This is a genomic window from Larkinella fluvii, from assembly GCF_051857545.1.
In the GTDB taxonomy this organism is placed as follows: domain Bacteria; phylum Bacteroidota; class Bacteroidia; order Cytophagales; family Spirosomataceae; genus Larkinella.
Map to the genome: position 1 here is coordinate 469579 of NZ_JBPZHB010000003.1, position 26588 is coordinate 496166.

24 protein-coding genes are annotated in these 26588 nt (G+C 52.3%); 18 read left to right on the plus strand and 6 right to left on the minus strand.

All coding sequences use genetic code 11. The annotated features are described in order from the left end of the window. Window positions 1–149 precede the first annotated feature (149 nt). The 3 genes from ACS5NO_RS09320 to ACS5NO_RS09330 all read left to right on the plus strand — a co-directional run bounded on the left by ACS5NO_RS09320 (window position 150) and on the right by ACS5NO_RS09330 (window position 2916). A complete protein-coding gene (locus ACS5NO_RS09320; RefSeq protein ID WP_439414888.1) occupies window positions 150–581 on the plus strand; it encodes a hypothetical protein in 432 nt (143 codons plus the stop codon). Window positions 582–1083: 502 nt separating this feature from the next. Beyond that, window positions 1084–1956 (plus strand): SDR family oxidoreductase, encoded by an 873-nt coding sequence (locus ACS5NO_RS09325; RefSeq protein ID WP_439414889.1) that lies wholly within the window; start codon window positions 1084–1086, stop codon window positions 1954–1956. Between the two features lie 45 nt (window positions 1957–2001). Continuing rightward, window positions 2002–2916, plus strand: coding sequence for a helix-turn-helix domain-containing protein (locus ACS5NO_RS09330; RefSeq protein WP_439414890.1), 915 nt, complete (start codon window positions 2002–2004; stop codon window positions 2914–2916). A gap of 20 nt (window positions 2917–2936) precedes the next feature. Here the strand turns inward: ACS5NO_RS09330 and ACS5NO_RS09335 are convergent, their stop codons facing one another. Next, entirely contained in the window at window positions 2937–4133 is a 1197-nt protein-coding gene (locus ACS5NO_RS09335; RefSeq protein ID WP_439414891.1) for a hypothetical protein, read from the minus strand. Between the two features lie 132 nt (window positions 4134–4265). Here ACS5NO_RS09335 and ACS5NO_RS09340 point away from each other — a divergent pair, with 132 nt between their 5' ends. The 15 genes from ACS5NO_RS09340 to ACS5NO_RS09410 all read left to right on the plus strand — a co-directional run bounded on the left by ACS5NO_RS09340 (window position 4266) and on the right by ACS5NO_RS09410 (window position 20429). Then, on the plus strand, window positions 4266–4640 hold the full coding sequence (locus ACS5NO_RS09340; protein ID WP_150876463.1) for a hypothetical protein: 375 nt from the start codon (window positions 4266–4268) through the stop codon (window positions 4638–4640). A 110-nt stretch (window positions 4641–4750) separates the two neighbouring features. Beyond that, complete coding sequence (locus tag ACS5NO_RS09345; RefSeq protein ID WP_439414892.1) at window positions 4751–7114, plus strand: TonB-dependent receptor; 2364 nt, start codon at window positions 4751–4753, stop codon at window positions 7112–7114. Window positions 7115–7138: 24 nt separating this feature from the next. Further along, the gene (locus ACS5NO_RS09350; protein WP_439414893.1) at window positions 7139–8335 is read left to right on the plus strand and encodes a sialidase family protein; all 1197 of its coding nucleotides are present in this window, start codon (window positions 7139–7141) and stop codon (window positions 8333–8335) included. A 40-nt stretch (window positions 8336–8375) separates the two neighbouring features. Next, window positions 8376–9155: an MbnP family protein gene (locus ACS5NO_RS09355; RefSeq protein WP_439414894.1), complete on the plus strand. Its 780-nt coding sequence runs from the start codon at window positions 8376–8378 to the stop codon at window positions 9153–9155. A gap of 15 nt (window positions 9156–9170) precedes the next feature. Further along, window positions 9171–9551, plus strand: a complete 381-nt coding sequence (locus tag ACS5NO_RS09360; RefSeq protein ID WP_439414895.1) for a hypothetical protein — start codon at window positions 9171–9173, stop codon at window positions 9549–9551. A gap of 188 nt (window positions 9552–9739) precedes the next feature. After that, on the plus strand, window positions 9740–10573 hold the full coding sequence (locus tag ACS5NO_RS09365) for an MbnP family protein (RefSeq protein ID WP_439414896.1): 834 nt from the start codon (window positions 9740–9742) through the stop codon (window positions 10571–10573). Continuing rightward, window positions 10573–11616, plus strand: a complete 1044-nt coding sequence (locus ACS5NO_RS09370; RefSeq protein ID WP_439414897.1) for a cytochrome-c peroxidase — start codon at window positions 10573–10575, stop codon at window positions 11614–11616. The genes ACS5NO_RS09365 and ACS5NO_RS09370 overlap by 1 nt, the downstream gene beginning before the upstream one ends. 29 nt (window positions 11617–11645) lie before the next feature. Beyond that, window positions 11646–12716, plus strand: a complete 1071-nt coding sequence (locus ACS5NO_RS09375) for a cytochrome-c peroxidase (protein ID WP_439414898.1) — start codon at window positions 11646–11648, stop codon at window positions 12714–12716. A gap of 145 nt (window positions 12717–12861) precedes the next feature. Further along, window positions 12862–13782 carry a hypothetical protein gene (locus tag ACS5NO_RS09380; protein ID WP_439414899.1) on the plus strand — a complete coding sequence of 307 codons (921 nt, stop codon included), beginning with the start codon at window positions 12862–12864 and terminating at the stop codon, window positions 13780–13782. Window positions 13783–13910: 128 nt separating this feature from the next. Next, on the plus strand, window positions 13911–14273 hold the full coding sequence (locus ACS5NO_RS09385; protein WP_439414900.1) for a hypothetical protein: 363 nt from the start codon (window positions 13911–13913) through the stop codon (window positions 14271–14273). Then, entirely contained in the window at window positions 14270–15097 is an 828-nt protein-coding gene (locus tag ACS5NO_RS09390; RefSeq protein ID WP_439414901.1) for an MbnP family protein, read from the plus strand. Before ACS5NO_RS09385 ends, ACS5NO_RS09390 begins: the two co-directional genes overlap by 4 nt. A gap of 128 nt (window positions 15098–15225) precedes the next feature. Next, window positions 15226–16323, plus strand: a complete 1098-nt coding sequence (locus ACS5NO_RS09395) for a cytochrome-c peroxidase (RefSeq protein ID WP_439414902.1) — start codon at window positions 15226–15228, stop codon at window positions 16321–16323. 259 nt (window positions 16324–16582) lie between these two features. Next, the gene (locus ACS5NO_RS09400) at window positions 16583–17101 is read left to right on the plus strand and encodes a hypothetical protein (RefSeq protein ID WP_439414903.1); all 519 of its coding nucleotides are present in this window, start codon (window positions 16583–16585) and stop codon (window positions 17099–17101) included. Between the two features lie 50 nt (window positions 17102–17151). Next, entirely contained in the window at window positions 17152–19536 is a 2385-nt protein-coding gene (locus ACS5NO_RS09405) for a TonB-dependent receptor (RefSeq protein WP_439414904.1), read from the plus strand. After that, complete coding sequence (locus tag ACS5NO_RS09410; RefSeq protein ID WP_439414905.1) at window positions 19533–20429, plus strand: DUF4249 domain-containing protein; 897 nt, start codon at window positions 19533–19535, stop codon at window positions 20427–20429. Before ACS5NO_RS09405 ends, ACS5NO_RS09410 begins: the two co-directional genes overlap by 4 nt. Window positions 20430–20514: 85 nt before the next feature. On the opposite strand, the gene ACS5NO_RS09415 is transcribed toward ACS5NO_RS09410, so the two are convergent. The 5 genes from ACS5NO_RS09415 to ACS5NO_RS09435 all read right to left on the minus strand — a co-directional run bounded on the left by ACS5NO_RS09415 (window position 20515) and on the right by ACS5NO_RS09435 (window position 26549). Then, complete coding sequence (locus ACS5NO_RS09415) at window positions 20515–21648, minus strand: LacI family DNA-binding transcriptional regulator (RefSeq protein WP_439414906.1); 1134 nt, start codon at window positions 21646–21648, stop codon at window positions 20515–20517. Between the two features lie 144 nt (window positions 21649–21792). Further along, on the minus strand, window positions 21793–22560 hold the full coding sequence (locus ACS5NO_RS09420; RefSeq protein ID WP_439414907.1) for a glucosamine-6-phosphate deaminase: 768 nt from the start codon (window positions 22558–22560) through the stop codon (window positions 21793–21795). A gap of 31 nt (window positions 22561–22591) precedes the next feature. Further along, window positions 22592–23812: an N-acetylglucosamine-6-phosphate deacetylase gene (gene nagA, locus ACS5NO_RS09425; RefSeq protein WP_439414908.1), complete on the minus strand. Its 1221-nt coding sequence runs from the start codon at window positions 23810–23812 to the stop codon at window positions 22592–22594. Further along, window positions 23778–25157 carry a sugar MFS transporter gene (locus ACS5NO_RS09430; protein ID WP_439414909.1) on the minus strand — a complete coding sequence of 460 codons (1380 nt, stop codon included), beginning with the start codon at window positions 25155–25157 and terminating at the stop codon, window positions 23778–23780. The genes nagA and ACS5NO_RS09430 overlap by 35 nt, the downstream gene beginning before the upstream one ends. Before the next feature lie 12 nt (window positions 25158–25169). Beyond that, a complete protein-coding gene (locus tag ACS5NO_RS09435; protein WP_439414910.1) occupies window positions 25170–26549 on the minus strand; it encodes a Gfo/Idh/MocA family protein in 1380 nt (459 codons plus the stop codon). Between the last annotated feature and the right edge of the window lie 39 nt (window positions 26550–26588).

The window sequence follows — 26588 nt, forward strand, 5'->3', positions numbered from 1 at the left end:
GTGCGTTAGCCACCGTAAACTTTTACAATAGGCTTCCCTTTCTTGACTGGTACGAGGAAGTAGAATTCTTCAATTGGCATCCCGCATACGGTTTTCGGGAAACGGCGGTTTTGGTCTGTTCTGGGTGAGCTATTTGGTAATTAGACCACATGATTGGTGCTTCTAAGACAAAGTTGATGCGTTTCTTAATAATCCTCTTGCTGCCTGTCATGTTTGTTTGGCAATGTAGTCAGTTTGGTTATCATTCTATTGGAGGGTTCCCAACCAGAGCGGCTGCTCATGCAAAAGCATTGGAACATCTGCATTTTTGGTATTACTGGATCACCACAGGTACGTATAAAATAGAGTATTCGTACCTTGAAAACGGCGCGTATAAACGCGAAGCCATGTGGTATTTTAAGGACGAAAATAGATTAGGGTTAGAAGAGGATATCGGTAGTGGTTTTTATGTACTTTGGCCTGGCATCAACCGTTCTGAAATAAAGCGGTTGATCGTGCAAACTCAACAAGGAATGCCACTAAACAGCATCCTTCGGAAATCAATTCTGCCAGGAGATACGTGGGACATTGAGGCTAAATAAGGCTTTATATCTCATGATGTACACTGATTCAAGAAAAATATATGCTTAATCACACTTGGCAAAAGCAACTCGGAGGAGTGATTCTAAATACTATTTGTTACCTGGTTTTGTGTGCTGCTCTATTTCCGTTCTGGCTACTGTTTGGTGTTTTGGCTAGTGAAACCGCTCTTTGGCAAAAAGTGTTGTGGCATATTGTTTTTCCTTTAGTTGGGCTTCCCTGGCCCGAATCCGTTACTGGCGTATTGGTCTGCTTGTTATCAAATGCAATTGTATGGGGTAGCATTGCTCAACTATTAACCCGATTACGTCATTTTAAACACTCGAAATAGTGAGTTTTCTATGATGGATTATCTAATAACAGAAATCAAACAGTGGGTTTAGAATTAACTAATCATAAGATTTTCCATTCCCAAATAATTAATTCGGCTACAACAACCCCAAATTCGGCTACGTTTGCTCATTGGAAATGGCGGACCTTTGTCCTAACCAATAGAGCATAACCATGATCTTAGTAACTGGAGCTACAGGCCAGCTAGGCACTGCCGTCATCGACCAACTCCTTCAAAAAATACCAGCCAGCCAGATTACCGCCTTTGTGCGGGACGAAACCAAAGCCGCCCATATGCTTAAACAGGGCGTGACGATACGCGTTGGCACCTATGACGACATCAACGCCCTCGACAGCACCATGCAGGGTGTTGAAACGGTTCTGTTGATTGCAGGTACGGATGAAGAAAACCGGGTTCGCCAACACCAGAATGTCGTGGATGCGGCCCGAAAAGCTGATGTTCAGCGGATTGCCTACACCAGTCGGGCGCTGAAAAACCCGGCGACGCTGGTGAACCGGTTGATGGCAGGCCACTTTCAGACCGAGGATTACATCAAAGCTAGTGGAATGCCCTACACGCTGTTTCAGAACATCCTGTATATGGATGCGATTCCGCAGTTTGTGGGTGGCGACGCCGTTTTCGAGCGTGGTATCAACGTACCGGCCGGTCAGGGCCGGGTTGCCTTTGCTCTCCGCAGCGAGATGGGCGAAGCGATCGCGAATGCGCTGGTCGGTAACGAGGAAGACAGCCGAACGTACCGGCTGACGGGCCGTGAGTCGTACTCGTTTTATGACGTAGCCGCAGCCCTGACCGATCTCTCAGGCAAATCCGTCACCTACACGCCAGCGGAGCCAGCCACCTTTGAAGCCCAACTGATCGGACGCGGTTTGCCTCAAGTCGTGGCCCGGCGAATCACCGGGTTTATTACCGACATCGCCCATGGCCAGGAAGACACCATCAGTTCTGATCTGGAAAAGTTGCTGGGTCGAAAACCGACTGGACTTAAAGACGGATTAACGGTGTTGTATAAGCTGAAACAGGCGTAATCTGGCTTTTACTCGGTGCAAACCAGGCCATAAACCCATCGAAGAATGTCAACTGAACCGCTTCACCGCATCGACACCATCTCCGCGTATCATCAGTTCGCCGGTCTTCCCAAACCGGGCCATCCGCTCATTAGCGTAGTTCGGTTTGACGACATCAGACCACAGAAGATTGACAGACCGAAAAGCTTTGTGAACAACTTCTATTCGATTGCGCTCAAACGGAATTTCAATGGCCGGATGAAATACGGGCAACAGCCGTATGATTTCGACGACGGGGTGATGGTTTTTTTAGCGCCCGGTCAGGTGCTGGCGGTTGCGGCTGATGAAACCCTTGAACACAGCGGCTGGCTGTTGATGATCCATCCTGATTTTTTATGGCATACACCTCTGTCTAAAACAATCCGCCAGTACGCCTATTTCGACTATTCCATTCGTGAAGCCCTGTTTTTGTCTGAAAAGGAAGAGTCCGTGATCGTCGGCATCATCCAGCAGATTCAGCAGGAATACCAGGCTCCCATCGACAAATTCAGCCAGAACATCATCGTTGCTCAGCTCGACGTGCTGCTCAATTATGCCGACCGGTTTTACCAGCGACAGTTCATCACCCGGAAAATTACCAACCACGAAATTCTGGACCGGTTTGAAACCGTACTTGTGGCTTATTTTGCCAGCGATGAGCGACTGAAAACCGGCTTGCCAACGGTCGGGTATATGGCCGAACAACTTCATCTATCTCCCACGTATCTGAGCAGTCTGCTAAAAGCACTGACCGGGCAAAACGCCCAGCAGCATATTCACGGGAAACTCATTGAAAAGGCCAAAGAAAGGCTGTCGACAACGACTTTGTCGGTTGGTGAGATCGCTTACGGGCTCGGTTTCGAGCATCCCCAGTCGTTCAGTAAGTTATTCAGGAGCAAGACGAACTCTTCTCCGCTGGAATTTCGCCAGTCGTTTAATTAAGTCAATGATGGCGGTGCAGATTACCGCCCAATCGGCCGGATTCCCGATTTCCGGACATCGGCGACGACGATAAAACGGTAGCGGGGGTCTTTATCGAACGAGTCTTTAGAGGTGCGGTAATGCCGCTGGGCGCGCTGGCGGGCTTCGGTGAAGAGCTTTCGGGAAGCTTTCCGACGGCGAACCGACATGATTTTCCGTAAATCGACATCGCCGATCATCGAGGTTTCCAGACAGGCCAGATCCTTGTGTTCGGCGTCGCGGTAGTAGCCCAGCACGCAGTGGTCGGCCAGCAACACCAGAACCGGGTCGATGTGAATGGAACGCAGCACCGACGCCATCAACACCATGCCATCGACACAATTGGCCTGCCGATTGTTCCAGGTTTGGTCAATCGTCCGAATGCGCTGGCTATAGAGGTTTTGTGAAATGCCGGTACTTGAATTGGTTGAGATCGAACTGTAGCGAATGCCCCGTTTCTGTAGCGCATACCAGATGGAAAAAACCTGATCGTCGACCCGCTTTCTGTCGCCGGTCTGGTAGCCGTCGAAGCCATCCACAATGTCATTTTGCAATGCCTGACTCAGCACCTCGTCCACAACCGGATCATCCTCGTTGATGTAGGCCACGTACATGTAATTCAGATCCAGATCACCGGTTCCGGTTTCGTCGTCTTCCCAATAATACGGGCAATCGTTGACGGAACGCATCGTGGCCACCACCGTCCGATGACCGACTTTTTCGTTGTTGATGTAGGTCGTAACCGTGAAATTAACCGGCGTAGGTTGCAGCAATCCGCGCAGTTTCTCAAAATTCCAGGCAATGCGGGGCGTTATTTCGTAGTTCCTGTCGGGTTCCTGCAAAATGCCTTCGTAAACAGCCGCTTCACTAAAGGGCGTTGCGCCCACTTCCACCCGCACGGAGGTATTCAGGCCGGGGTTATGAAACGAAACCGACACATTGCCGTCGCCATCGCCCAATCGGTAATTTTTGCTTTTTTCGGAAAGAGTCGCCCGCGCCAGCAGGTAGGAGGGGAAAAGCTGGTGTTCCATGCCCACCACTACCGATATACGTTGACGGTTTTCCCGGACTTTACTGGTCGGAGAAGAAACATGCGCCAATGCATCCCCTCTGGTCTCGACAGGTGCCAACTGCGAATAACCAGGAAACAACGACAAATAAAATACACTAAAAATCAGTGCATTGCACAATAATCTCATTTCGGTTAAAACAGTTACGATAGAATCTACGGGTGGCTATGCGAATTAACAAAATATTACGAATTTAGTCAATAGGTAACATCAGAGGGTATTCAACATTTTTTTGTACTATTGTGCGGATTTTAAAATCGTATGCGCGCTGCACTGGCTTACATCCTGCTGATTGCGATTCTGCTGCCTCTGTTCAGCCAGTGGGGAACCATTGCGTATTACCATGCCAACAAGGCGTATATTGCCAAAGTCCTGTGCGAAAATCGCGCCAAACCGGAGCTGCATTGCGACGGGCAATGTTACCTCGCCAAAAAACTGACCGCTCAACAGGAGCAGCAGGATAAAGCGACCACGGAACAAGTGCAGAAAACGCCTGATTTTCAGTTGTTCTACCAGTCGAATTTGCCGTTTTTATTTCAACCGGTTGTCATTGCTCAGACAACGGTTTTGCCGGCTTATCTGCCGGGATCGTATCCTTCCCCACGGTATTCGTTGTTTCAGCCACCGCAGGTTTGATGGTTTGTTGTCAGATCTGTCAGGTTTCCAAAACCTGATAGATTCCCGGTTTAACCAATGGGATGTTCCCAGCGGTTTGCTCGTCCATTTCATCAAATCGAACCCGCTTTATGACTTTTTTATACCGGCTCGTGGTCACGGTTTTCGTGATCCTGGCGCCATTTGGGCTATACGCCCAATCCCTTATTCAGGGAACCATTTTCGATGCCCAAACCAAAGAGCCCCTGGCGGGCGTCGCTATCTCGTCGGAAGATCGCAAAACCGGTACGCTGACGAATGCCGACGGCCGGTTTTCATTGAATTCCTCCACCCTGAAACTGTTGATTTCGGCGGTGGGTTTTCAATCCCAGGAAGTAACGCCCTCCGAAAAACCGTTGCGCATTGCCCTGGCTCCCGCCGTCGAAAACCTACAAACCATTGTTGTGACCGCCAACCGCGAAGCCCAGAAACGGACCGAAGCGCCGGTGGCCATTTCCCGGCTTTCGCCCACGCTGATCGACGAAACCAAGCCGACTTTGCTGGCCGAACTCATCAACAAAACGCCGGGCGTGGTGATGCTCAATTACAACAACGAGCAACACGGCATGGGCATTCGCCAACCGTTTGGCACCAGTGCCTACTTTCTCTACCTCGAAGACGGTGTTCCGATCCGGCCGATGGGCGTTTTCAACCACAATGCGCTGATTGAAATGAACGTCTTCACCGTCAGCTCGGTAGAAATTGTGAAAGGCCCGGCTTCGTCGCTCTATGGACCGGAAGCCGTGGGGGGCGCCATCAATTTTATCACGCAGCGACCCACCGCCGTCCCGACGTTTCGGGTTGGCATTCAGGGCGATCAGTGGGGCTATGGCCGGGTGCAGTATGGCGGGGGCGGAATGCTCACCAAAAAGCTGGGCGTCTACGCGGGCGGTTTTGTGGCCCGGCAGCACAATAGCTGGCAATCCCGGTCCGACTACGACAAAGTGTCGTTCAATGGCCGGGCCGAATACGCGTTTACGGGTCGTACCAAACTGACCGGCACGTTTTCGTACAACGACTACAATTCGCAAACCGGCGGCAGCGTCGACAGCATCGCTTTTTACAACCGGCAATACACCTCGACCTCGGATTTTACGTACCGGAAAGTAAAGGCAATTCGCTCGCGGTTGACGCTCGATCACCAGTGGAAAAACGGCTCCGATAGTTACCTGACGGCTTTTTACCGCGACAATTCGATTGGCCAGAACCCGAGTTACGGCATTCGCTGGACGAGTGGTGCCACCAAAGCCACGGGCCAGATCAACGTCAATGCCTTTCGCAGTTATGGCTTCATTGCCCAGCACAGCCAGAAGCTGCCGTTCTGGAACGGACGGGTGATGGCCGGGCTGACCTACGATGCGTCGCCAACGACCTATAACGCCTACCAGATTGAACTGGAAGCGCAGCTACGACCCGACAAAAAATCGGTGGAACAGTATAAACTGGTGAAAGAACGGCCCGACTTGCTGCTGGCCGACTACGCAGCCGACATTCACAACTCGGCCGTTTACGCCCAACTCGACCTGAATCCCTGGTCGGCGCTGCGGATTTTACTCGGCGGACGGTTCGACCAGATGGCGTTCGATTATGACAATTACCTGGATCAGAGTACCGGGCGAAAAGCCTACCGCCAGTTTACGCCCAAAGTGGGCCTGACCTACGATCTGGGCCGCGACCAGGGTTTGTATGCCAACTACAGCAAAGGCTTTTCACCGCCCGGTCTGACGTCGATTTTTACCAAACGCGTCAACGCCCAACCGGGTGAATCGCCCTTTTATTACAACCTTCAACCGGCGTATTTCAACAACTACGAAGTCGGTGGCTGGGCGTCGCTGCTCAACCGGAAAATGTACATCGATGTGGCGGTTTACCAGATGGAAGGGCGCAACGAACTGCTCAACATTCGCCAGCCCGACAACAGCACCGATTACCAGTCGGCGGGGAAAACGCTGCACCGGGGCATCGAATACAGCCTCACCTACCGTCCGTCGGGCGAGTGGTTTTTCCGGTTTGGCGGGACCAATGCCGTTCACCGGTTTGTCGATTTTGCGTTGAGTACGAGGGCTTCCGATGCCGTAAAAAACGTGAACGGCTTCGATATGCCGCAGGCCCCGCGCTGGGTGGCCAATACCGAACTGACGTATAAACCGCGTTGGGCCAAAGGGTTGCGGATGTCGGCGGAATGGCAACGCATCAGTTCCTGGTATCAGAATCAGATCAACACGGTTTCGTACGACGACCGGGGCGCGTTCGGCGGGCGGGGTGTCAGCGTCATCAACCTGCGGGCGGGGTATGCCTTCCGGCGGTTTGAGGTATTTGCCAATCTGATGAATGCCACCGACGAACTCTATGCGACCTCGGCCACGCGTGGCAACAATGCGACCGACCGAACCACCTATACGCCCGCAGCACCCCGGACGCTGGTGGGCGGGATTCAGTATAATTTTTCAAAGTGACCTAAACTGCATACCGTATTGACCATGAAAAACAGCATCCTGATTGCCGCAATTCTAATGTTTGGATTTGCCGAGCGACCCGCCAAAGAAATCCGGCTTTCGAATCCCCAGTTTGTGGGAGCGACGCCCCGATTGACCACCGATCACCGAAATCACCCGGTGTTGAGCTGGACGGAAAAAGAAGGCGAAAAAGTCGCTTTTTACTATGCTGTCTCGGAAGACGGCGGGCGGACGTTCGGTGAAAAAATCCGGATTAAGTCGCCGACGGTTTTTTCGACCCACGCCGAAGGAATGCCGAAAGTGGCGTTTAAAAAAGACGGAACCGTGCTGGCGACCTTCGAGGTGTCCCGGCCCACGGCGGAGGCCCCGCGTGCCGGTGATGTGCTGTATGTTACCTCGACCGACGGCGGCCAAACCTGGACCGAACCCAAAGCCGTTCACCGCGACACCACGCCGGGAAAAGGTCACTCGTTCAGCAACCTGAACCGGCTGCCCAACGGCGAAATAGGAATTGCGTGGCTCGACGAAAAAACCGCCAACAAGGAAGGCCGAACCGTAAAATTCGCCCAAACGGTGCCGGGTGGCGGTTTTGGGAAAGAGGTGCTGGTAGATGACAATGCCTGCCAGTGCTGCCGAACCAACGTGTTTGTTGACACGAAAAACCAGATTCACATTGCGTATCGGGATTTGCTGGACAACGGTGCCCGCGACATTAGCCACGCGGTTTCGACCGATGGCGGCCGCACATTTACCAGCCCGAAAGTGGTGTATGATGACCAGTGGAAAGTGAACGCCTGTCCGCATACCGGCCCTGATGTGGCACAGGTTGGCAATGAGCTGTTCGTGACCTGGTTTTCGGGGGGAGAAAAAACACCCGGTATCAAGCTGGCCCGGCTGGGAGCAACGCAACTGGTTTCGGGGATCGTCTCCGTGCGAACGAAACATCCGCAGATCGCGTCGCTCAACGGGCAACTGATCTGGGTTTGGGACGAGTCGATGGAGGTGAAAAATGCGGCTGGCGAAAGTCGGTTTATCTCCCGAATCGGGATGCGGAAGGTGTCCGGCGGCACGGCTTCCCCCATCACCTACCTTACGCCAACCGATGTCAATGCGGCTTTTCCGGTGGTTCTGGCCACAAAAAAAGGTCTTTTAGTCGCCTATGAGCAGAAGAAAGACCAGCAAAACAGCGTTATCGTAAGTAGATGGATTGAATCAATGTAATGCAACGTTCAGTATGAAAAACACCTTTCTCGCTTCCGGTATGAGTTTATTTCTCTTTTTAACCGTTCTGGTTGCCTGCCACAATGACCCCCTGGAACCGGAATACGGAACGGTTCAACTGAGATTTGATAACGTAGTCGGTGCGCAGGAATTGAAACTGGATTCAACGACCTACACCAACGGCAGCGGAGAACCGTTTACCGTCTCCCGGTTTACATATTTCATCAGCAACATCAAGCTGAAAAAAGCCGATGGGTCGGAATACGCCGTTCCGCAGGACAGCAGTTATTTTCTGACGTCGCAGAGCAACCCGGCTTCCCGGACGGTTCTACTCCGCAACGTTCCGGTGGGCGATTACACGAGCATCAACTTTATGGTGGGTGTAGACAGGGAGCGGAATATGATGGATATTGGAAAACGAACCGGCGCACTCGACCCCGGTGGTGCGGCTGCCGGGATGTATTGGGACTGGAATTCGGGCTATATTTTCCTGAAACTGGAAGGAACCTCAACCAAAGCACCGGTCGATGCGACGGGAAAACGGAATTTCGTCTACCACATCGGTTTGTTTGGCGGGTACCAAACCAAAACCATCAACAATCTGAAAACCATTCAGTTGGCCTTGGGTACGCAGCCCGCCCACGTCATTGTGAACGGAAAAACCGGTATTCAGGTGAAGGCGGATGTACTGAAGGTGTTCGACGGCGTCAAACCGCTCAGCATTGCGGCTTTACCGACGATTATGGTATCGGATTCTTCGAAAAACGTTGCTAACAATTACGCCACGATGTTCAGCATCGGTACGGTTCAGGTTGATTAAGTATTTGGTACAAGTATGATCCGAAATCTCCTTTTGTATAGCTGGTTATGCGCCGTTCTGCTGCCGACATTCAGTCAGTGGGGAACGATTGCGTATTTCCAGCTCAACAAGGAGTACATTGCCCGGGTGCTGTGCGAAAACCGCGATCGGCCGGAGCTTCATTGCGACGGACAATGCTATCTGGCCCGGCGGTTGAAGGCACAACAGGAAAAACAGGATCAACAGACCACCGAACGGGTGCAGAATATACCTGTCCTTCAGTTATATACGCCCCCTTTTCTCCGGTTCGATTTCCTGCCGGAGTTGACGGTTTTGCCCACAAAAGCTACGTTTAGTTATCAATTACCAGCCTATTCGGCTCCCCTCGCTGATTTACTACAGCCGCCCCGTCTGTAACACTCCGAAGCAAACCGGTCTATTTCCAAAAATCGGGTAATCGTTTTTCTTGCGATTACTCAGGAAGAGTCTGTCTGATCGTCTGACAACGTTTTTCCGTTGCCGGGAAGATGATGACCCGCCGGTTTTGCTTCAATTCCTTTCGTTTACTCCAAATCAGCACTTTTTAATCCTTATTCGAATTTCGTATGAACTTCCGTTCTTTATCTCTGATAGTCAGTGTGGCGCTTCTTTTTATGGCCTGCACCAATGATTCGTCCACCACGACCCCGGAACCGGCTGGATCCGGTGCTGTCGATTTGAAAATCGAAGCCCTGTATGGCACCGCTGCGTTTGAATTGGGCAAGGCCTACACTACGGCCGGAAACGAAAAAGTAACCTTCGATCAGCTCCGGTTTTGGGTTAGCAAAGTGGAACTGACCCAAAAAGACGGTTCCGTGTATGAAGTGCCGAATTCCTATTACCTCATGCAGTATCTGGGGAAGGATGAAGCCATTCAGTATGGCACGTTTACCCTGACAGCCGGTAAACGCGAGGTGGTGAACCTGACGGGTGTTCCGGCGGGAGAATATACCAGTGTCAAGTTTGGCATCGGCGTCGATCCCAAATACAACGACAACCTGACCCTGGCCGCCGGGGAACTGAATATCCTGCAAAATATGACGAATGTGAGCTGGATGTGGCACACCAGTTATATTTTCACCAAACTGGGCGGAACCGTTGACGTGGCCGGAGCCGCCAGCCCTTTTCTGCTGGAAACCGGTACGAACGTCAATTACAAAACCATCTCGCAGACGTTTGCCACACCCCTGGTGGTCGACGGTTCGATGAAAGGGCAGATGACGTTGCAGGCTGATGTTGCCAAGGTTCTGGACGGGATTGTGATTGCCCGGGATGCCAAACTGAACACGACCGACAAAACGTACCACATCAATGCCGGAACGGCTAGTATGATGAGCAAACTCGCCGGAAACTACCCGGTTTCGTTCGTAAACGCCAAAACCGCCCGCATTAGTCAGTAATGAATCGACGGGGAATTTTTGCGGGATTGATAACGCTGGGAATGGTCGCCTGTTCTCCGCCGGACGTTCCTGCGCCGACACCCGAGACGCCACTGCTGGTGCGCGAACCCGCCAATTTTCCCCCCTTGCCGTCGTCGTCGGATAATCCAGCGACGACGGCGGGGGTGAAACTGGGTCGGCAACTGTTCTACGATCCGCAGCTTTCCTCCAACGGAAAAGTGTCCTGTGCCTCTTGCCACGATCCTGCCAAAGCTTTTTCCGACGGTGTTCGGGTTTCGGCGCTGGGCGTATCGGGTCGGCCTTTGCTGAGGCACAGCCCGGTTTTGATGAATCTGGCCTGGGCAACCAATGGCCTGTTTTGGGATGGCGGTTCTAAAAATCTGGAATCCCAGGTGTTGGGGCCGCTGACGAACCGCGACGAAATGGGCCACGATCTGGTCGTTTTAGCCAATTACCTGAAAACCGTCCCGGTCTACAAAGCGCAGTTCGAGCAGGCTTTCCCCGGCGAAGCCATCCATTACGCAACGATTGCGAAGGCCCTGGCGCAGTTTCAGCGGACGCTGGTTTCGGCCGATTCCCGGTATGATCAATGGGTTCGCAAGGAGGGCGGTGTTCTCCGCGACGAGGAACAACGGGGGCATCAACTGTATCAGCAACACTGCGCGGGCTGTCATGCAACGGACTTGTTTACGGATCATCAATACCATAACAACGGTTTGGATATTGTTTTTTCGGACGAGGGCGACGGCGAAGGACTGGGCCGGGAACGGGTGACGTTTGATTGGGCTGACCGGGGAAAATACCGCACCCCCACGTTGCGCAATGTGGCCCTGACGGCTCCGTATATGCACGACGGGCGCATGGATACGCTGGAGGACGTGCTGGACCACTATTCAGACCGAATTAAAACATCGCCAACCCTCGATGCCCGATTACCGGCGGGCGGTTTCAGGTTGGCAACCACTGATAAAAAAGCGCTCCTGGCGTTTCTGAACACGTTGACAGACCCGCAATTTGTCACCAACCGGGCTTACCGGCCCTAACGGAAACGCAGCGGATTCGCTTTCGCAAAATGATAGAAAACCGATTTTTTGGACTACTCAGCAGTATACTCTTTTTGGGAATCGTGATGGCCTGCCAATCGGGCAAAGATCCCGGTCCGGAAGCCACCGGCGTGTATGACCCGACCCCGTATGACTGGAAAAAACCGGCGAATTTTCCGGAACCGGTTTACGATTTCTCGAAAAATCCGATGACCCGAAAAGGCGTGGCATTGGGGAAGATGCTGTTCTTCGATGGCGCGCTCTCGCGCGATGGCCGGATTGCCTGCGGGTTTTGCCACCAGCAGTATTCGGCTTTTGCCCATGCCGACCATTCGCTCAGCCACGGCATCGACGATAAAATTGGCACCCGCAACGTGCGGAATCTGCAAAATGTGGCCTGGAGCACGGCTTTTTTCTGGGATGGCAGCATCACGGATCTGGATACATTGGCCATCAGCCCGATTCAGAATCCGCTGGAAATGGGCGAGCATCTGGGCAATGTACTGGACAAGGTGCGCCGGAGTTCAAGCTATCCGGCGCGTTTTAAAGAAGCGTTCGGAACCGAGCAGATTACGCAGGAGAACTTTCTCAAAGCCTTGTCGCAGTTTATGCTAACGATGGTTTCGGCCAATTCCCGGTATGACAAATACGTCCGGAAAGAACCGGGCGGGGATTTGTCGGCAGATGAACTGGCGGGGCTTTCCCTGTTCAAACAGCAGTGTTCGGGTTGCCACCAGGGCGAGTTGTTCACGGATCAGGGGTATCACAACAACGGTTTGCCGGTCAGTGAAATCAACGATCAGGGGCGGTTTGAAGTGACCAAAAAAGAAACCGATCGGCTGAAGTTTCTGGTGCCCAGTTTGCGCAACATCGAACGCTCACTGCCATACATGCACGACGGACGGTTCTGGTCGCTGGAGCAGGTGCTGGATCACTACAGCCAGGGGGTGAAAGACAGCCCAACGCTCGATTCACGCCTGAAAACCGGTGGCGTTTTGGGTATTGCCCTGAGCGAACCCGAGAAGAAGCAGATCATTGCGTTTCTCAAAACACTTACCGACCAGCAATTTATTACCGACCGACAGTTTATTCCGAATTGATTATAGGCCTTTCGTTATTGCCCCTAATCCCCTGAAGGGGACTTAGACGCGCGCTACTCCGGATGCTAAAAGTCCCCTTCAGGGGATTAGGGACAATAACGAAAGTCTTGTGATGATTAGTCAATGTATTCTAATAATCCACTTTATGAAAAAGCTTTTTTTACTGGTTTTTCTGCTTAGTCCGGTGCTGACTTCGGCCTGTGAAGTGTGCGGGTGTTCCGGCTCCAGCTTTTATCTGGGCGTATTGCCCCAGTTTCAAAAGCACTTCGTGGGTCTGCGCTACCGCACCCAAAGCTACGACACCCGGCTGACGCTTCACCACGCCGGAACGATCTACGATTCGCGGGAGGAATTCCGGGCCATCGACCTCTGGGGGCGGTTTTATCCGCACCCCCGGATTCAGGTGCTGGCGATGTTACCTTACCAAATTAACAAACAGACCCAGGGACCGGACGTTCGGCGGCACCAGGGAGTTGGCGACGCGACGGTTTTGGTCAATTACAAACTGCTTGATAAAACCCGGATGAGTGACAGTGGTCGGGTGGTGAAACAAACGCTGCTGGTGGGGGGCGGAACCAAGCTCGCGACGGGCGAATACCGCTACAACCAGTACGATGGCGCGCAGGTGGCTAATCCGAATTTTCAGGCGGGAACCGGGGCTTACGATGTGGTTTTCAACGCCATTTATACGCTGCGCATCGACAAATGGGGGATGAATGCGGATGCAACGGGCCGATTGACCGGCACGAATGCCAACGACTACCGGTTTGGCAATCGGCTGAATAGCTCCATCACCGGTTTTTATGTGCAGCAATGGGAAAAGCTGGATGTCGCGATGATGCCGAGCGCGGGCTTCTACGGTGAGCTGGCGCACAAAGACCGGGATTACGCTGGCATCGTAGCGGAAACGGGCGGGTATATGTTGGCCGGAACCGTTGGGCTGGACTTCTACCGGGGGAATTGGATGATGGGTGCGAACGCCCAGATTCCCCTTCGCCAGAAGATTTCCGAAGGATTGGTTCAGGCCCACAGCCGGGTTGGAATTCATCTGGCCCGGACGTTTTAATGATTGTTCTATTATCTGAAATCTGATTATCAATGATTTGTAAAAATAAACTTTCGATTTTGTGTTTTCTGCTCGGGCTTCTCGGATCCTGTCAATCCAAAAAGCAACCCGACGACCATCATCACCATATGGTTTCGGATTCTGGACAGACGACAGGCCCCGTTGCGGAGCTGGAGAAACAGGTTCTGGCCGTACACGACAGCCTGATGCTCCAAATGAATGACTTGATGCGTATGCAGGAAGAAGTATCCGTTAAAGCAGAGAAGAGCGATACGCCATCCAGGGAAAAAGGGCTGCAGGTTCTCCGGCAGCTTAAACAGGCTGATGAGGTAATGATGGACTGGATGCATCAGTACAAGGGCGATACGCTCAAACAACTGGATCAGGAAAAGGCGCTCAACTACCTGAAAATCCAGCAGGGGAAAGTGAACTCCCTGAGCCGCCTGATGCGCCAGAGTCTCGCCGATGCCGAAAACTACCTGAAAGAATGAGAAAAATCCGAAAAATCACCCTGACAGCCGTTGGATGGCTAGGTCTGTTTACCGGCATTTTCTGGTCATGCCGTCACGACAACCCGGACCCTCAGCCAGGACCGACGGGATCGCTCGAACTCGTGTTCGATCATGTTGTGGGAGCCGCCGATTTACAGCTTCATACCGGAAATTATACCAACGCCAGTGGCGAAGCGTTCAAGGTAACAACCCTGAATTATTACGTCACCAACATCCGGCTGAAACGGTCTGATGGGTCGGCGTATGTGGTTCCGCAGGACAGCAGTTATTTCCTGGTGAAAGAGGCCGAACCGGCTTCGCAGCGCATTATGCTGAAAAATATTCCAGTCGGCAATTATACGGAAGTTTCGTACCTGATTGGCGTGGATAGCCTGCGCAACACGATGGACGTCAGCAAACGAACGGGGGTTCTGGACCCGTCCGGTGGCATGACCGGCGGCATGTACTGGGACTGGAATTCCGGGTACATTCATTTTAAAATGGAAGGGACTTCGCCACAGGCTCCTGCAACGGCCAGTGGTAAGGTCTTCCTGTATCACATTGGTCTTTTCGGCGGTTACCGGACTAAAACCATCAATAATTTAAGGACAATCACTTTACCCTTTGGAGCAAAGGCCGTCCGGGTAACCGAGAACGGAGTCGTTCCACAGGTAACGATTCAGGCGGATGTTCTCAAGGTGTTCGATGGGCCGATGAAACTGAGTATTGCCGCCTATGCGGATATTATGGTGTCTTCGCTGTCGTCCGGTGTGGCCGACAACTACGCCCGGATGTTTCAGATTGCGACCATAAAAGCCGATTAGGACTGCCGGTTTTCAATCGTAAATGGATGGCGGGTTAATCATTGCCCGCCATACGTTTACATTCTTCCGTACGTTTTATTGTAGTAAATTTGTATTCAGATTAGCAAGTAAAGCTGAAGTAGATAGAAATGACGCGTTGGCAACATGTTGCAATCCTGGCGGCAATCGTTTTTTACGGTTTCGCAGTCGGCTGTCAGAACGACTCGGGGAAGGATGGCCCGGTTGAGCCGGAACCCAAACCCGTCGAGTTCAAGGCGACGCCGTACAACTGGAAAAAACCGGCCAATTTTGATGATCCGCACTACGATTTTACCAAAAATCCGCTGACGGTTGAAGGTGTCGCCCTGGGAAAAACCTTGTTCTATGACGGAATTCTGTCGCGCGACGGGGCCATCACCTGCGCGTTTTGCCACCAGTCTTTTTCGGGTTTTGCGCATAATGACCACGCCTTAAGCCACGGCATCGGCGATAAAATCGGAACCCGCAACGTTCCCGGTATTCAGAATGTGGCCTGGACGCGGGCTTTTTTCTGGGATGGCGGGATTGTCGATCTGGATTTGCTGCCCATTGCGCCTATTCAGAACCCGGTCGAAATGGGCGATTCGCTGGCTAATGTGCTGAAGAAAATCCGGGCCAGCGGGCAGTATCCGGCTTTGTTCAAAGCGGCTTTCGGAACGGAGGAAGTAACGACGGAGCGATTTTTGAAAGCCCTGTCGCAGTTTATGCTAACGATGGTTTCGGCCAACTCCAAATACGACAAGTATTCGCGGAAAGAAACCGGCGCTTCATTGACCGAATCGGAGTTGCGCGGATTGACGTTGTTCAAAGCGAATTGTTCGGGTTGCCATACCGGCGAATTGTTCACCGACCAGAGCTACCGGAATAACGGTTTGCGGATGCAACTCGCCAACAGCAAGGACTTCGACTTGGGCCGGTATCAGATCACGCTAAACCTGGATGACTATAACAAATTCCGGGTGCCGAGCCTGCGGAATGTCGAGCGAACTTCGCCCTACATGCACGATGGTCGTTTTCAGACACTGGACCAGGTGCTGGAACACTACATCAACGACGTTCAGGACACGCCCCAACTTGATCCGTTGCTGAAGAAAACCGGCAAACCCGGTATTGCCCTGACCACCACCGACAAGGCGGATCTGCTGGCGTTCCTGCGAACGCTGACCGATGACGAATACATCCGCGACCGCCGTTTTCAGCCGGACTGAGAGGGAAGGGCGTGTTGATAAGGGCGAAAGCTACTACCTTGAAAAGCGTCCTGATACGACGCAGACAACTCGATAGATTCCTTACGAGACGATTAAAGTGAGGTTGTCATACCGGTTAAAAGAACGGATTGAGGATCGTTCCATTGAAAAAAGTCTTTTTAAAGATCGTGAGAAGTGACCGAAAAGGTTTAAAATATGTTAATTTAATCTTCTTTTCGTGATAAAAAGATACCTTTCTGATCTATCATCCGAGAAGCTCATGAAAGGCATCATCACACTGTTTGTACTTTTAAGTAGCCTTATGTCGGTCACGGCTCAAAATCCGGTTAAGGCATCGTTTAAAGTTGGCTTAAACACGATATTTTTTGGCTCCGGTGACCTGCGGGGAACAGAAATCTATAATGAATACAATTACCGACTGAGTTCTCACTTCACACTGGCTCCCTCCCTGCATGCTGGTTACGGGACGCGGCCATCCGGGGGCGCAAAAGGGACCTTGTCCACCGATGTGACCCTGTTTTTCTCGCCCATGCAATTTAACCAAAGTAAAGTTCGGTTAGGCATTGGGCCATCGCTGCGCTTCTTGACCGATAGCCGGTTTTCTTATCCAGGCGATCGCTATTCGCCCAACTATTGGACGCTGGGTTATACTATGGCTTTAGAAGGGGAGTTCAATCTGTCTAAAAGGTGGCTGGCCGGGGTGGGAGGTTCGATCCAGCCCTATGAGAGTGGTGAAATTGTTTCCAGGTGTGGTCTCAGTGTCGGTTATAAGTTTTAGGAGCGATAAGCGGCTGTTTCGTCAAAACAAGAATAAAATTGACTTAACGTATGGTGGATTTTATACGTTCAAAGACTAAAACGGTAGTTACTCTAGTTTTTTGTTCGCTGCTCTACGGGTACACTCTTATCGATGCGAATGCTCAGTTCGTTACCCTGAAAGGAGAAGTTACTGATCGCCTATCCACTGAAGCGCTACCCAGCGCCCACGTTTCGGTAGATGATGGGCGTACTATAATTCCTACTAATCGGTATGGGAGTTTTACACTTCGACTTACCCCTGGTTCACACGATCTGAGAATCACCTACATGGGCTATGCGCCCCAGCGTCTATCCATCCACGTTCGCAAAGACACGTCCCTTCAAATTGCCCTGGCACCCTTGATCAGAGAACTGGATGCAGTCAATGTCAGTGGGATCACCACCGTTCAGGACGTGATACCGGGTCGAGTAACGTTGAATGTGGCTCAGATCAAGAATCAGCCCGCTTTGGGGGGGGAGGCCGATGTGCTGAAAGCACTCCAATACTTACCCGGCGTAAGCGCTCCTGTTGAGGGTACATCTAACTTGTCAGTGCGGGGCGGGAGCTACGATCAAACCCTGGTCTTGCTCGATGGAGCCCCCGTCTATAATCCGGGCCATGCTCTGGGTTTCTTTTCGATCTTTAACATTGATGCCCTTAAAGATATTTCGCTCTATAAAGGGCTTATTCCCAGTCAATACGGGAACCGGCTGTCTTCCGTGGTTGACATCAGTATGCGCGAAGGCAACTCCAAACAACGAAAGACGGATGTCGGTGTGGGCTTACTGGCCAGCCGGCTGACCCTGGAAGGGCCGCTCTCCAAAAACACGTCCTTTATCGTTTCCGGCCGCTATAGTTATGCCGGTCATACCTTGAATGCCCTGGGTTCGGTGCTATCCAACTATGTTTTTAGCTTACGAAATTTTCAGAATAACAACGTCATTAGCTTCTACGACCTCAATGCCAAGATCAACTTCAAGGATCGCAGCGGAAAAGACCGATTCTTTTTTTCGGCTTATAATGGCCACGACAAGTTTAATTACTACTTGCTGAGCAGTTCCACATTGCTAAAGTGGGGAAACACGACGGGGGCTTTTCGTTGGAATCACACTTATACCAACCGCTTGTTTTCGACGATCAGGGCTACTTATGGCAACTATAATTATAACTATATTCTCGTCAATGATCGGCGAAACTTTGACTGGATGGCCCGGCAGTCTGAAATGAGCGTAAAAGCTGATTTTCAGTACGCGGTTTCGCCCGGGTGGCATTCCGACTTTGGGCTGCAAGTCGCTAAAAACAGCATTTCTCCGGGCAGCGTTAGTCCCATAACCGCCAATTCCAGTGTATTGCCTTTTAAAATGAGTGATAAGCATTCGGTTCTCACGGCGGTTTATACGGGCAATCAGATCGATGTAAATGAAAAAGTAAAAGTGTACCTCGGTTTACGGGCGAATGTGTTTAGTCTTTTGGGGCCGACCAGGCTACCTGTCCTGGATGCTGGCTACAACATCATAGACACGCTGTTGTATGACGCGAAAACGCCCATAAAATCCTTCGCTACCCTGGAGCCGCGGTTGAGCGCTACCCTGCTGATGGCGAATAACCAATCGGTTAAGTTCGCTTACTCCAACACCGCCCAGTTTTTTCATTTACTCACGAACTCATCGGCGGGCCTGCCAACGGATATCTGGATGCCTTCGAATCCGATCATCAAGCCGCAAAAATCTCATCAAATTTCACTCGGGTACTATAAAACAGTGTCCAACGATCGTTATACGCTAACGGTCGAAGGGTATGGTAAAGCCATGAGCAGCGTCATCGACTTTATTGACAATGCCAATTTATTTCTGAACCAGACCATCGAGACCCAGATACGATCCGGAAAAGGGTCGGCTTACGGGGTCGAAACCCGGCTGGAGCGAAACAAAGGGAGACTAACGGGGTGGGTGAGTTATACGTGGGCCCATTCCAGACGTAAAATTGAGGGCATTAACCAAGGGTTGTGGTACCCTACGCGCGATGATCGTAGACACAATTTGGCCTTGACGGGCAATATGATCCTGAAAAAAGATAAGCTTTTTTTATCGTCGAATTTTAGTTTTAATAGTGGCGCGCCGATTACGGTTCCGATAGGTACTTTTATCTATCAGGGCGTGGTATTTAACTATTACAGCGACCGCAATGGCGTGCGCTTAAAACCGTATCATCGTCTGGATCTATCGCTAACGTTTCGCAAAAGAAAAAACAGACATGAACGCAATTGGATCGTTGGCATCTACAACGTGTACGGCCGAAACAATGCCTTTACCATTGTTCAGCAACCTGACTTTTATGATCTAACCCGGAGTCAGGTCGTCGCCTTGTCAGTTTTTGGGATCGTTCCTTCCATTACCTATACGCTTTCGTTATGAAAAAAGCCCTGATTTACTTTTTGGTCTTCCTGCTGGGCGAAGGCTGTATGCACGTAGTCGATATTGAGCTGGAATCCTCTTCGGGTAAAGTCGTCATCGAAGGCCAGCTTTCCAATGAGCCCGGTGGCAATTATGTTCGGGTCACGCTGAGCGACCCCGCTAAAACCGGACTCATATGGGACAAAGACCAGGCCGTGCCTCTTGGAGATGCCCTGGTAGTGATTTCCGATGATCAGGGACAAGTTGATACCTTGAAGCAGGAGTATGGCTCGGGCGATGAGCGCTTCACGGGCTATTATCTACCCCGAACAATAAAAGGGATACCGGGGCGGACCTATTTGTTAACCGTCCAGGTTGGCTCTCAAATGTACCGGGCTACTTCGTATATGCCACTAGTTCCCCCAATTGATTCGGTTCAGGTTCGCTATGTTGAAAACGGCAAATTTTCGGGTTATCAGCCCATTTATTACTTTCAGGATGTGCCATCAGTCAAGAATTATTACTTAACCAAAGTCTGTTTTGATCAAGACTATCCTTACTACAAAAGTTATCAAGTAGGAATCAACTGCGGTTTAGACGGACGCGTGTGGAACTTCTCGGTAGTCGACGACCAATATGTTAAACCCGATTCCGTGGGACTCAATGTCAATTTAGGACCCACTCCCTCTACCTATTTTATTCCTTCTCTGAGGCCAGGCGATTATCAGGCCAAGCTCTATTCGCTGAATAAAGAAGCGTTTGCATATTATGAAGCTTTAATCAATAGTTTTTCAAACGATGGCGGTGTGTATAGCCCCACTCCGGCCTCCCCCCCAACCAACATCCAGGGTGGCGGGCTGGGTTTCTTCAATACCTCAGCCGTCACGATTCGATCTTTTTCGATTCCTGAATGATCAGACATTGAGGTTGTCATAGCAGCAAAAAACGGCTTGAAGAATGACCTGCCGACTGCTCCTCTAATTGTCAACATGCTCAAGGTTAGTTTCGGTAAAACGCCTGGTTTTCCCGCATCACAATGTCGATGGGCATGTATTGCTCCTTCTCGATGGATTTTGAAAAAATCAGAAGCTGATACAACGTCATGATGCTCCGGTAGCCCTGGTCTTCGGGTTGGTGGCAGATCAGGAAATCGATCAGGCCGTTGTCGAGGTATTTGGCGTTTTCTTTGATCAGGTCGTACCCGATCAGCAGCGGTTTTTGCTCCAGATTTAATTTTTCCAGAAAACGCGCCACCAGAAAAGACCGGGAGTTGGTCACGAACAGCACGTCGATGGCCGGATTGGCTTCGAACAGCGGCTGAAGGTTCCGGAAAACGGATTGCTCGTCGGTCTGGTGACTATCGACCCGCAGGATGGGATATGACTTGTGGTGTTCGGCAAAATACGCCCTGAACCCTTCTTCCGTCTCTTTGTAGGTGTAACTATCAATGGCCGTGGCAATGTTGACCACCAGCAACTTGCTATTCTCCCGAAGCGCGTACGTGCTTAATTTGCCAGCCAGATAACCGCTCTGAAAGAGGGGAGGACCGATGTACGAAAGGTTTTTCTGGTCAGGAATGGTCGAGTCGATGAAGACATACGGAATGCTTTTTGCATCGCAGGCCGCCGTAAACTCCCGGGCTTCGTTGATGAACATCGGCGCCAACACAATGCCGTCGGCCGAAGATTCCAGAATGGCGTTGGCCTGTTGGACGAACGATTGCTGGTCGCTGAGGTCAAAAAAGAACAAATCGACCTGCAGGCCATACTGGCTGATTTCGGTGTTGGCCCGCTGAATGCCCCGCAAAGGGGCATCCCAGAATTCGGTTTCTTCGGTGGCCGAAGGAATCAAAACCGCCAGCTTGATGATTTTACCGGACGCCAGACGGCGGGCCAGCATGTTGGGCTGGTAATTCAGTTCCTCGATAATTTTGTTGATTTTCTCGCGTGTTTTGTCCGAAACACCCGTTCGGTTGTGAATAACGCGGTCTACCGTAGCAATGGTGACGTTGGCCCGGCGGGCAATTTCCTTAACGCCCTGAAGTTCTTTCTTTTTCATGTATTGGCTCTCCGAACAGGCAAAAAGTTGCAAACCGCCAGTGGCCGGGATGCGTTTCTCTTTCCTTTCTCTCACTCTTTCGCCGAAAGATACTTTTTTTGCTTAATGCCGCAACAAATAGGATCATAAGTTGGGGGAAATAAGCGGTATTTTCCCGAACTGAGCCGTTTCGTATCCTACCTGTTGTCGCCCGCATCTCGCGGGCGACAACAGGTAGGATCATTGGGGTAAGCGGGAGGCACTGTCGGTGTCGACGAACAAAACCGCATCTTCGTGCAGCCGCAGAATGGTAGAAGGATACTGCTCGCTGACCGGTGAATGCAGTGTGTGGTAAACGGCCTGCGCTTTGTTGACACCGGGCACCATGCAAAAAACGTGGGGCGCCTGCATCAGGGCCGGAACCGTCAGCGTCAGGGCGTGCGTTGGCACGTCTTCAAAAACCGTAAAGCACTCATCATTCACCTGTTGCTGGCGGCAGGCCTGGTCCAGATCGACGACCTTGACCAAAACCGGGTCGTTGAAATCAGCGACGTGGGGGTCGTTGAAGGCGATGTGGCAGTTTTCGCCAATGCCCATGCAAACCACATCGACGGCGTGTTGCTTCAGGAGATCGCTGTACCGCTGGCATTCAGCCGCCAGATCCGGGGCGTTGCCGTTCAGATAGTTCACGGTTTGGAAAGGTACCCGGTCGAAAATCCGTTCTTTCAAAAAGTTGCCGAACCGCTGCGGGGCGTCCTCGGCCAACTGGACGTATTCGTCCATGTGAAAAGCATGAATCCGGCTCCAGTCGATGGCTTCTTCCTGGCACAAAGCCGCCAGAAATTCTTCCTGCGACGGGGCTGCGGCAAAAATCACGGAAACCGTATCCTGTTCGGCCAGCAGGGTTCGCAGGCAGTTCGCTGCGGCTTGTGCGGCACTGTCGCCCAGTTGGTTCCGGTTGTCGAACCGGCGAAAATCAAGTTGGTTGGTATTCGATTGACTAATCATTCGGATGGATGGTATTTTCTTCGTATAGGGTTTAAAAGACGGGGATGCTTTCACGCTGGTAGACAATCCGTCCTTCAACCATCGTCAGTTGTATTGAAATATCGGCATCAAAAAACACCAGATCCGCGTCTTTCCCCGGTGCCAGAATCCCTTTCCGATCGGCAACGCCCATGATCCGGGCCGGGGTGCTGCTGATCATGCGGATGGTGTCGAGCAGCGGAATGTCGGCCAGGTTGATCATGGTGCGCACCAGCCGGTCGGCGGTGGCGACGCTACCGGCAAAAGCCTGACGATCCGGCATTTTGGCAACGCCGTCTTCTACTATCACCTCGGTTCCGTTGTGGAGGCTGCCCAGAATGCTGTTGCCCGGGGGCATTCCGGCGGCCCGCATGGCGTCCGTGATCAGAGCGGTTCGTTCAGCCCCTTTGATCTTATAGGCCAGTTTGAGCAGTGGGGCCGGTAAATGCACGCCATCGGCAATGAGTTCCACGTCCATCTGATCCAATAGATACGCACTTTCGATCACACCGGCATACCGGAAACTGTTCCGACGCGTAACGCCCGACATCGCGCTGTACAGGTGCGTGGCCAGCGAATAGCCATTTTCGACAGCCGCCAGCACTTCCTCATACACCGCGTCGGTATGCGCAACAGCCGCCAGCACGCCCTTTGAACGAAGGAATTGACCAAACTTGAGCGCGCCCTTCAGTTCGGGCGCGGCACTCCAGCGGGTCACGGACGACGAACGGGCCAGCACTTCCTGGTATTCGTCCGGATCGGGATCACGAATGTAGCGCGGGTCCTGGGCTCCGCGCTGGCTCATGGCAAAATAGGGGCCTTCGAGGTGCATACCCAGAAACCGGGCACCCGACGTGTTGCGGGCGTTCGCTTTCTCGTAAATTTCCAGCGTATTGAACAACTCCTGGCGCGTACTGGTCAGGGTCGTCGGCACCATTGCGGTGGTGCCGTATTGGGCGTGGAGTTCGGCGATGCGCAGAAAGGCTTCCTCGCTGCCGTCCATAAAGTCGTGCCCGCCCCCGCCGTGGACGTGCAGGTCGATAAAACCGGGCGACACATACGCTCCCCCGGCATCCAGTTCCAGTGCGTCGGGGACGTCGATGTCGCGCTCGCTGATTTCCGTGATCGTTTTTCCCGTAATCAGGATCGTTCCGTGGGGAATGATCCGGTAGGGGGTCAGAATCCGGGCGTTAGTAACTTTAATCCGTTGTGGTGCCTTGCCAGTGTTGTTCATGAACAGGTGTTTTAGCCGCCCCCGAAATCCGCCACCGGCGAATGCGGTGACCGTAAAAGGCATAATAAGCCAAATATAAGTAGCAGGGAAACAGAACCCAATAGGCTTCCCGAAGTCCGTATTGATCAGCGAGATACCCGTAAACCAGGGGCAGGATGGCGTTGCCGCTCAGTCCCATGATCAGCAAAGCCGCCCCGACTTTCGTAAACCGCCCCAAACCGTCGAGGGCCAGGGGCCAGATGCTGGCCCAGACCAGCGAGTTAGCCAGCCCCAGCAACACGATAAACCAGATGGAAACGTCGGCCTGATGACCCAGAAAGACTACGCTGCTTTTTGCGAAAATAATCAGTAACGTGAACGCTAATCCCAGTAACGTACAAATTCTGAAGACGTTCACCTGGCTGATGCGTTTGGGAATCAGGATGATGCCCAGCAGATACCCGCAGATGGCGGCAAAGAGCGTATACGACGGAAACGTTTTGGCTTCCAGCAGCGAAATGCCCATCGAACTGGCGTAGCCGATGATGGTGTCGATGGAAATGACCTGTGTGCCGACGTGCAGAAAAATGGCGATTGCGCCCAGCACCAGGTGCGGAAACTGAAGCACCGACGTTTTTCCGGAATTGGCAGCCGCCACTTCGGAGGTTTCCTGTTCGGTATTGATTTCGGGCAAAGGTGAGTAACGAACCAGAATGCCCAGCCCGATCAGCACGAAGCCCATCACCGTATACGGAACAATCACGCGCCGAACGAGCTCGTCCAATGCCTGGGCTTTTTCGATGGGCGACATGCCCGGCAACTGGCTGAACAGGTCGGTGTCGGTGGCCCGCAGAATCACGGCGGCAAACAGAATCGGAGCCAGAATTCCGGCCCCCTTGTTGCCGATGCCCATAATGCTGATGCGTTGGGCGGCCCGTTCTTTCGGTCCCAGAACCGTGATGTAGGGATTGGCCGCCGTTTGCAAAACCGCCAGCCCGACGCCGATCATGAACAGTCCCAGCAGAAAAATCTCGTAGGTTCGCGTCAGTGCTGCGGGGACAAAAATGAACGCGCCCACCGCCATAATCCAGAAACCGATCATCATGCCTTTCTTAAAACCGGTGGCTTTCAGCAGATACGACGACGGCACCGACATCACGAAATACGAAATGTAAAACGCGAAGGTGACCAGATACGACTGGAAGTTCGTGAGTTCGCAGGCAATCTTGAAATACGGAATCAGGATGGCGTTGACCCAGGTCACAAACCCGAAAACGAAAAATAGCAGCCCGATCAGGGCGATGGAAATCCGCGTATCCCGCTGACTCAGCGACCCTACGTCAACCGTCTTGGTTTGGTTTTTCATGCGATTATGAATCTAAACGGTGGGTTCCCAGCCCCGCTGGTAGTCGCGTTTCCAGTACTGCTGCGCCTGGCGGTTATTTTTGATGTGGCCGTTGGTCGGGTCAATTTCCAGCGTTCCGCCCGACCGCAGGGCAATGTTGCCCAACTGACAGAGCAGCGTACTCTGGTGACCACTCAAAATATCGGCATTCAAAGCCGTTCCTTTTTTGATGCCATCAAAGAAATTCTGGATGTGAATCGCGTCCAGCACCTGCGAGGGGTTCATCCGATCGCGGGCGTTGATCACCACGTCGTTCTTCACTTCCTTCACCAGCTTGTTTTCCAGATCATAAATCTTGTAGGCATTGCCCCCGTCGATCTGCAACGAACCGGTATCTCCGTAGAAAATAACGCCGACGCTGCTGCCTTCAATGGTGCGTCCGTTGCAACTCCGGCCTTCCCACGTCATGCCGGTATTGTTGGCAAATTCGAGGTTGATCACCTGCGTGTCCGGTGTTTCCCAGTCGTCTTTGTAGCGATACCGCCCGCCCGAGGAAGTTACCCGGTTGGGGTACTCCACGTTCAGCCCCCAGCGCATCAAATCCAGCATGTGCGTGCCGTTGTTGAGGGCTTCGCCCGTTCCCCAGTGCCAGAACCAGTGCCAGTTATAGTGCAACAGATTGTCTTTGAACGCCATACGGGGCGCGGGTCCCTGCCACAGATCGTAGTTCAGCCACGACGGAACGGCGGCTTCTTTCCCGACGCCAATGGATGGGCGGTTGTTGGTATACCAGCCTTTGGCAAAATACGCCCGGCCGATCACGCCATCCCGAACCGCCTTGACCCCGGCGGCCACGTTGGGCCACGACCGGCGCTGGTTGCCCATCTGAATCACGTTTTTGTACTTTTTAGCAGCCGCTACCAGAATCTCGCCTTCGTTTGGGTTGTGGCTACACGGTTTTTCCAGATAGACGTGTTTTCCGGCTTTGGACGCCAGAATGGCGGCTGGCGCGTGCCAGTGATCCGGAGCGGCCACCACCAGCGCATCCAGGTCTTTGTCTTCCAACGCTTTCCGGAAATCAGGAACCGCTTTGGGTTTGGATTTCTGAATACCTTCCACGGTGGTGATGCACTTGTCGGCTGCGCGGGTATCGACGTCCGAAACCGACCGGATTTCGCAGTTGGGTTGCAGTGCAAAATTGCTCGCCAGCGCCAGACCCCGGCTGTTGACGCCCATCATGCCCACCTGAATGCGTTCGTTGGCCCCCAGAATCCGGGCGTAACTTTTGGGACTAAAACCGGGGAGCATACCGCCCAGCGATAAGGCCGCTGTTCCCGCCAGCGTCTGGCCTAGAAAGGTCCTCCGCGACGGCGAACTGGCTGTGTTTTCTGTTTTTAGTTTCGATTGGGTCATTGTACGGACTGTTAAATTGATAAAGGGTTGCCTGTGTTG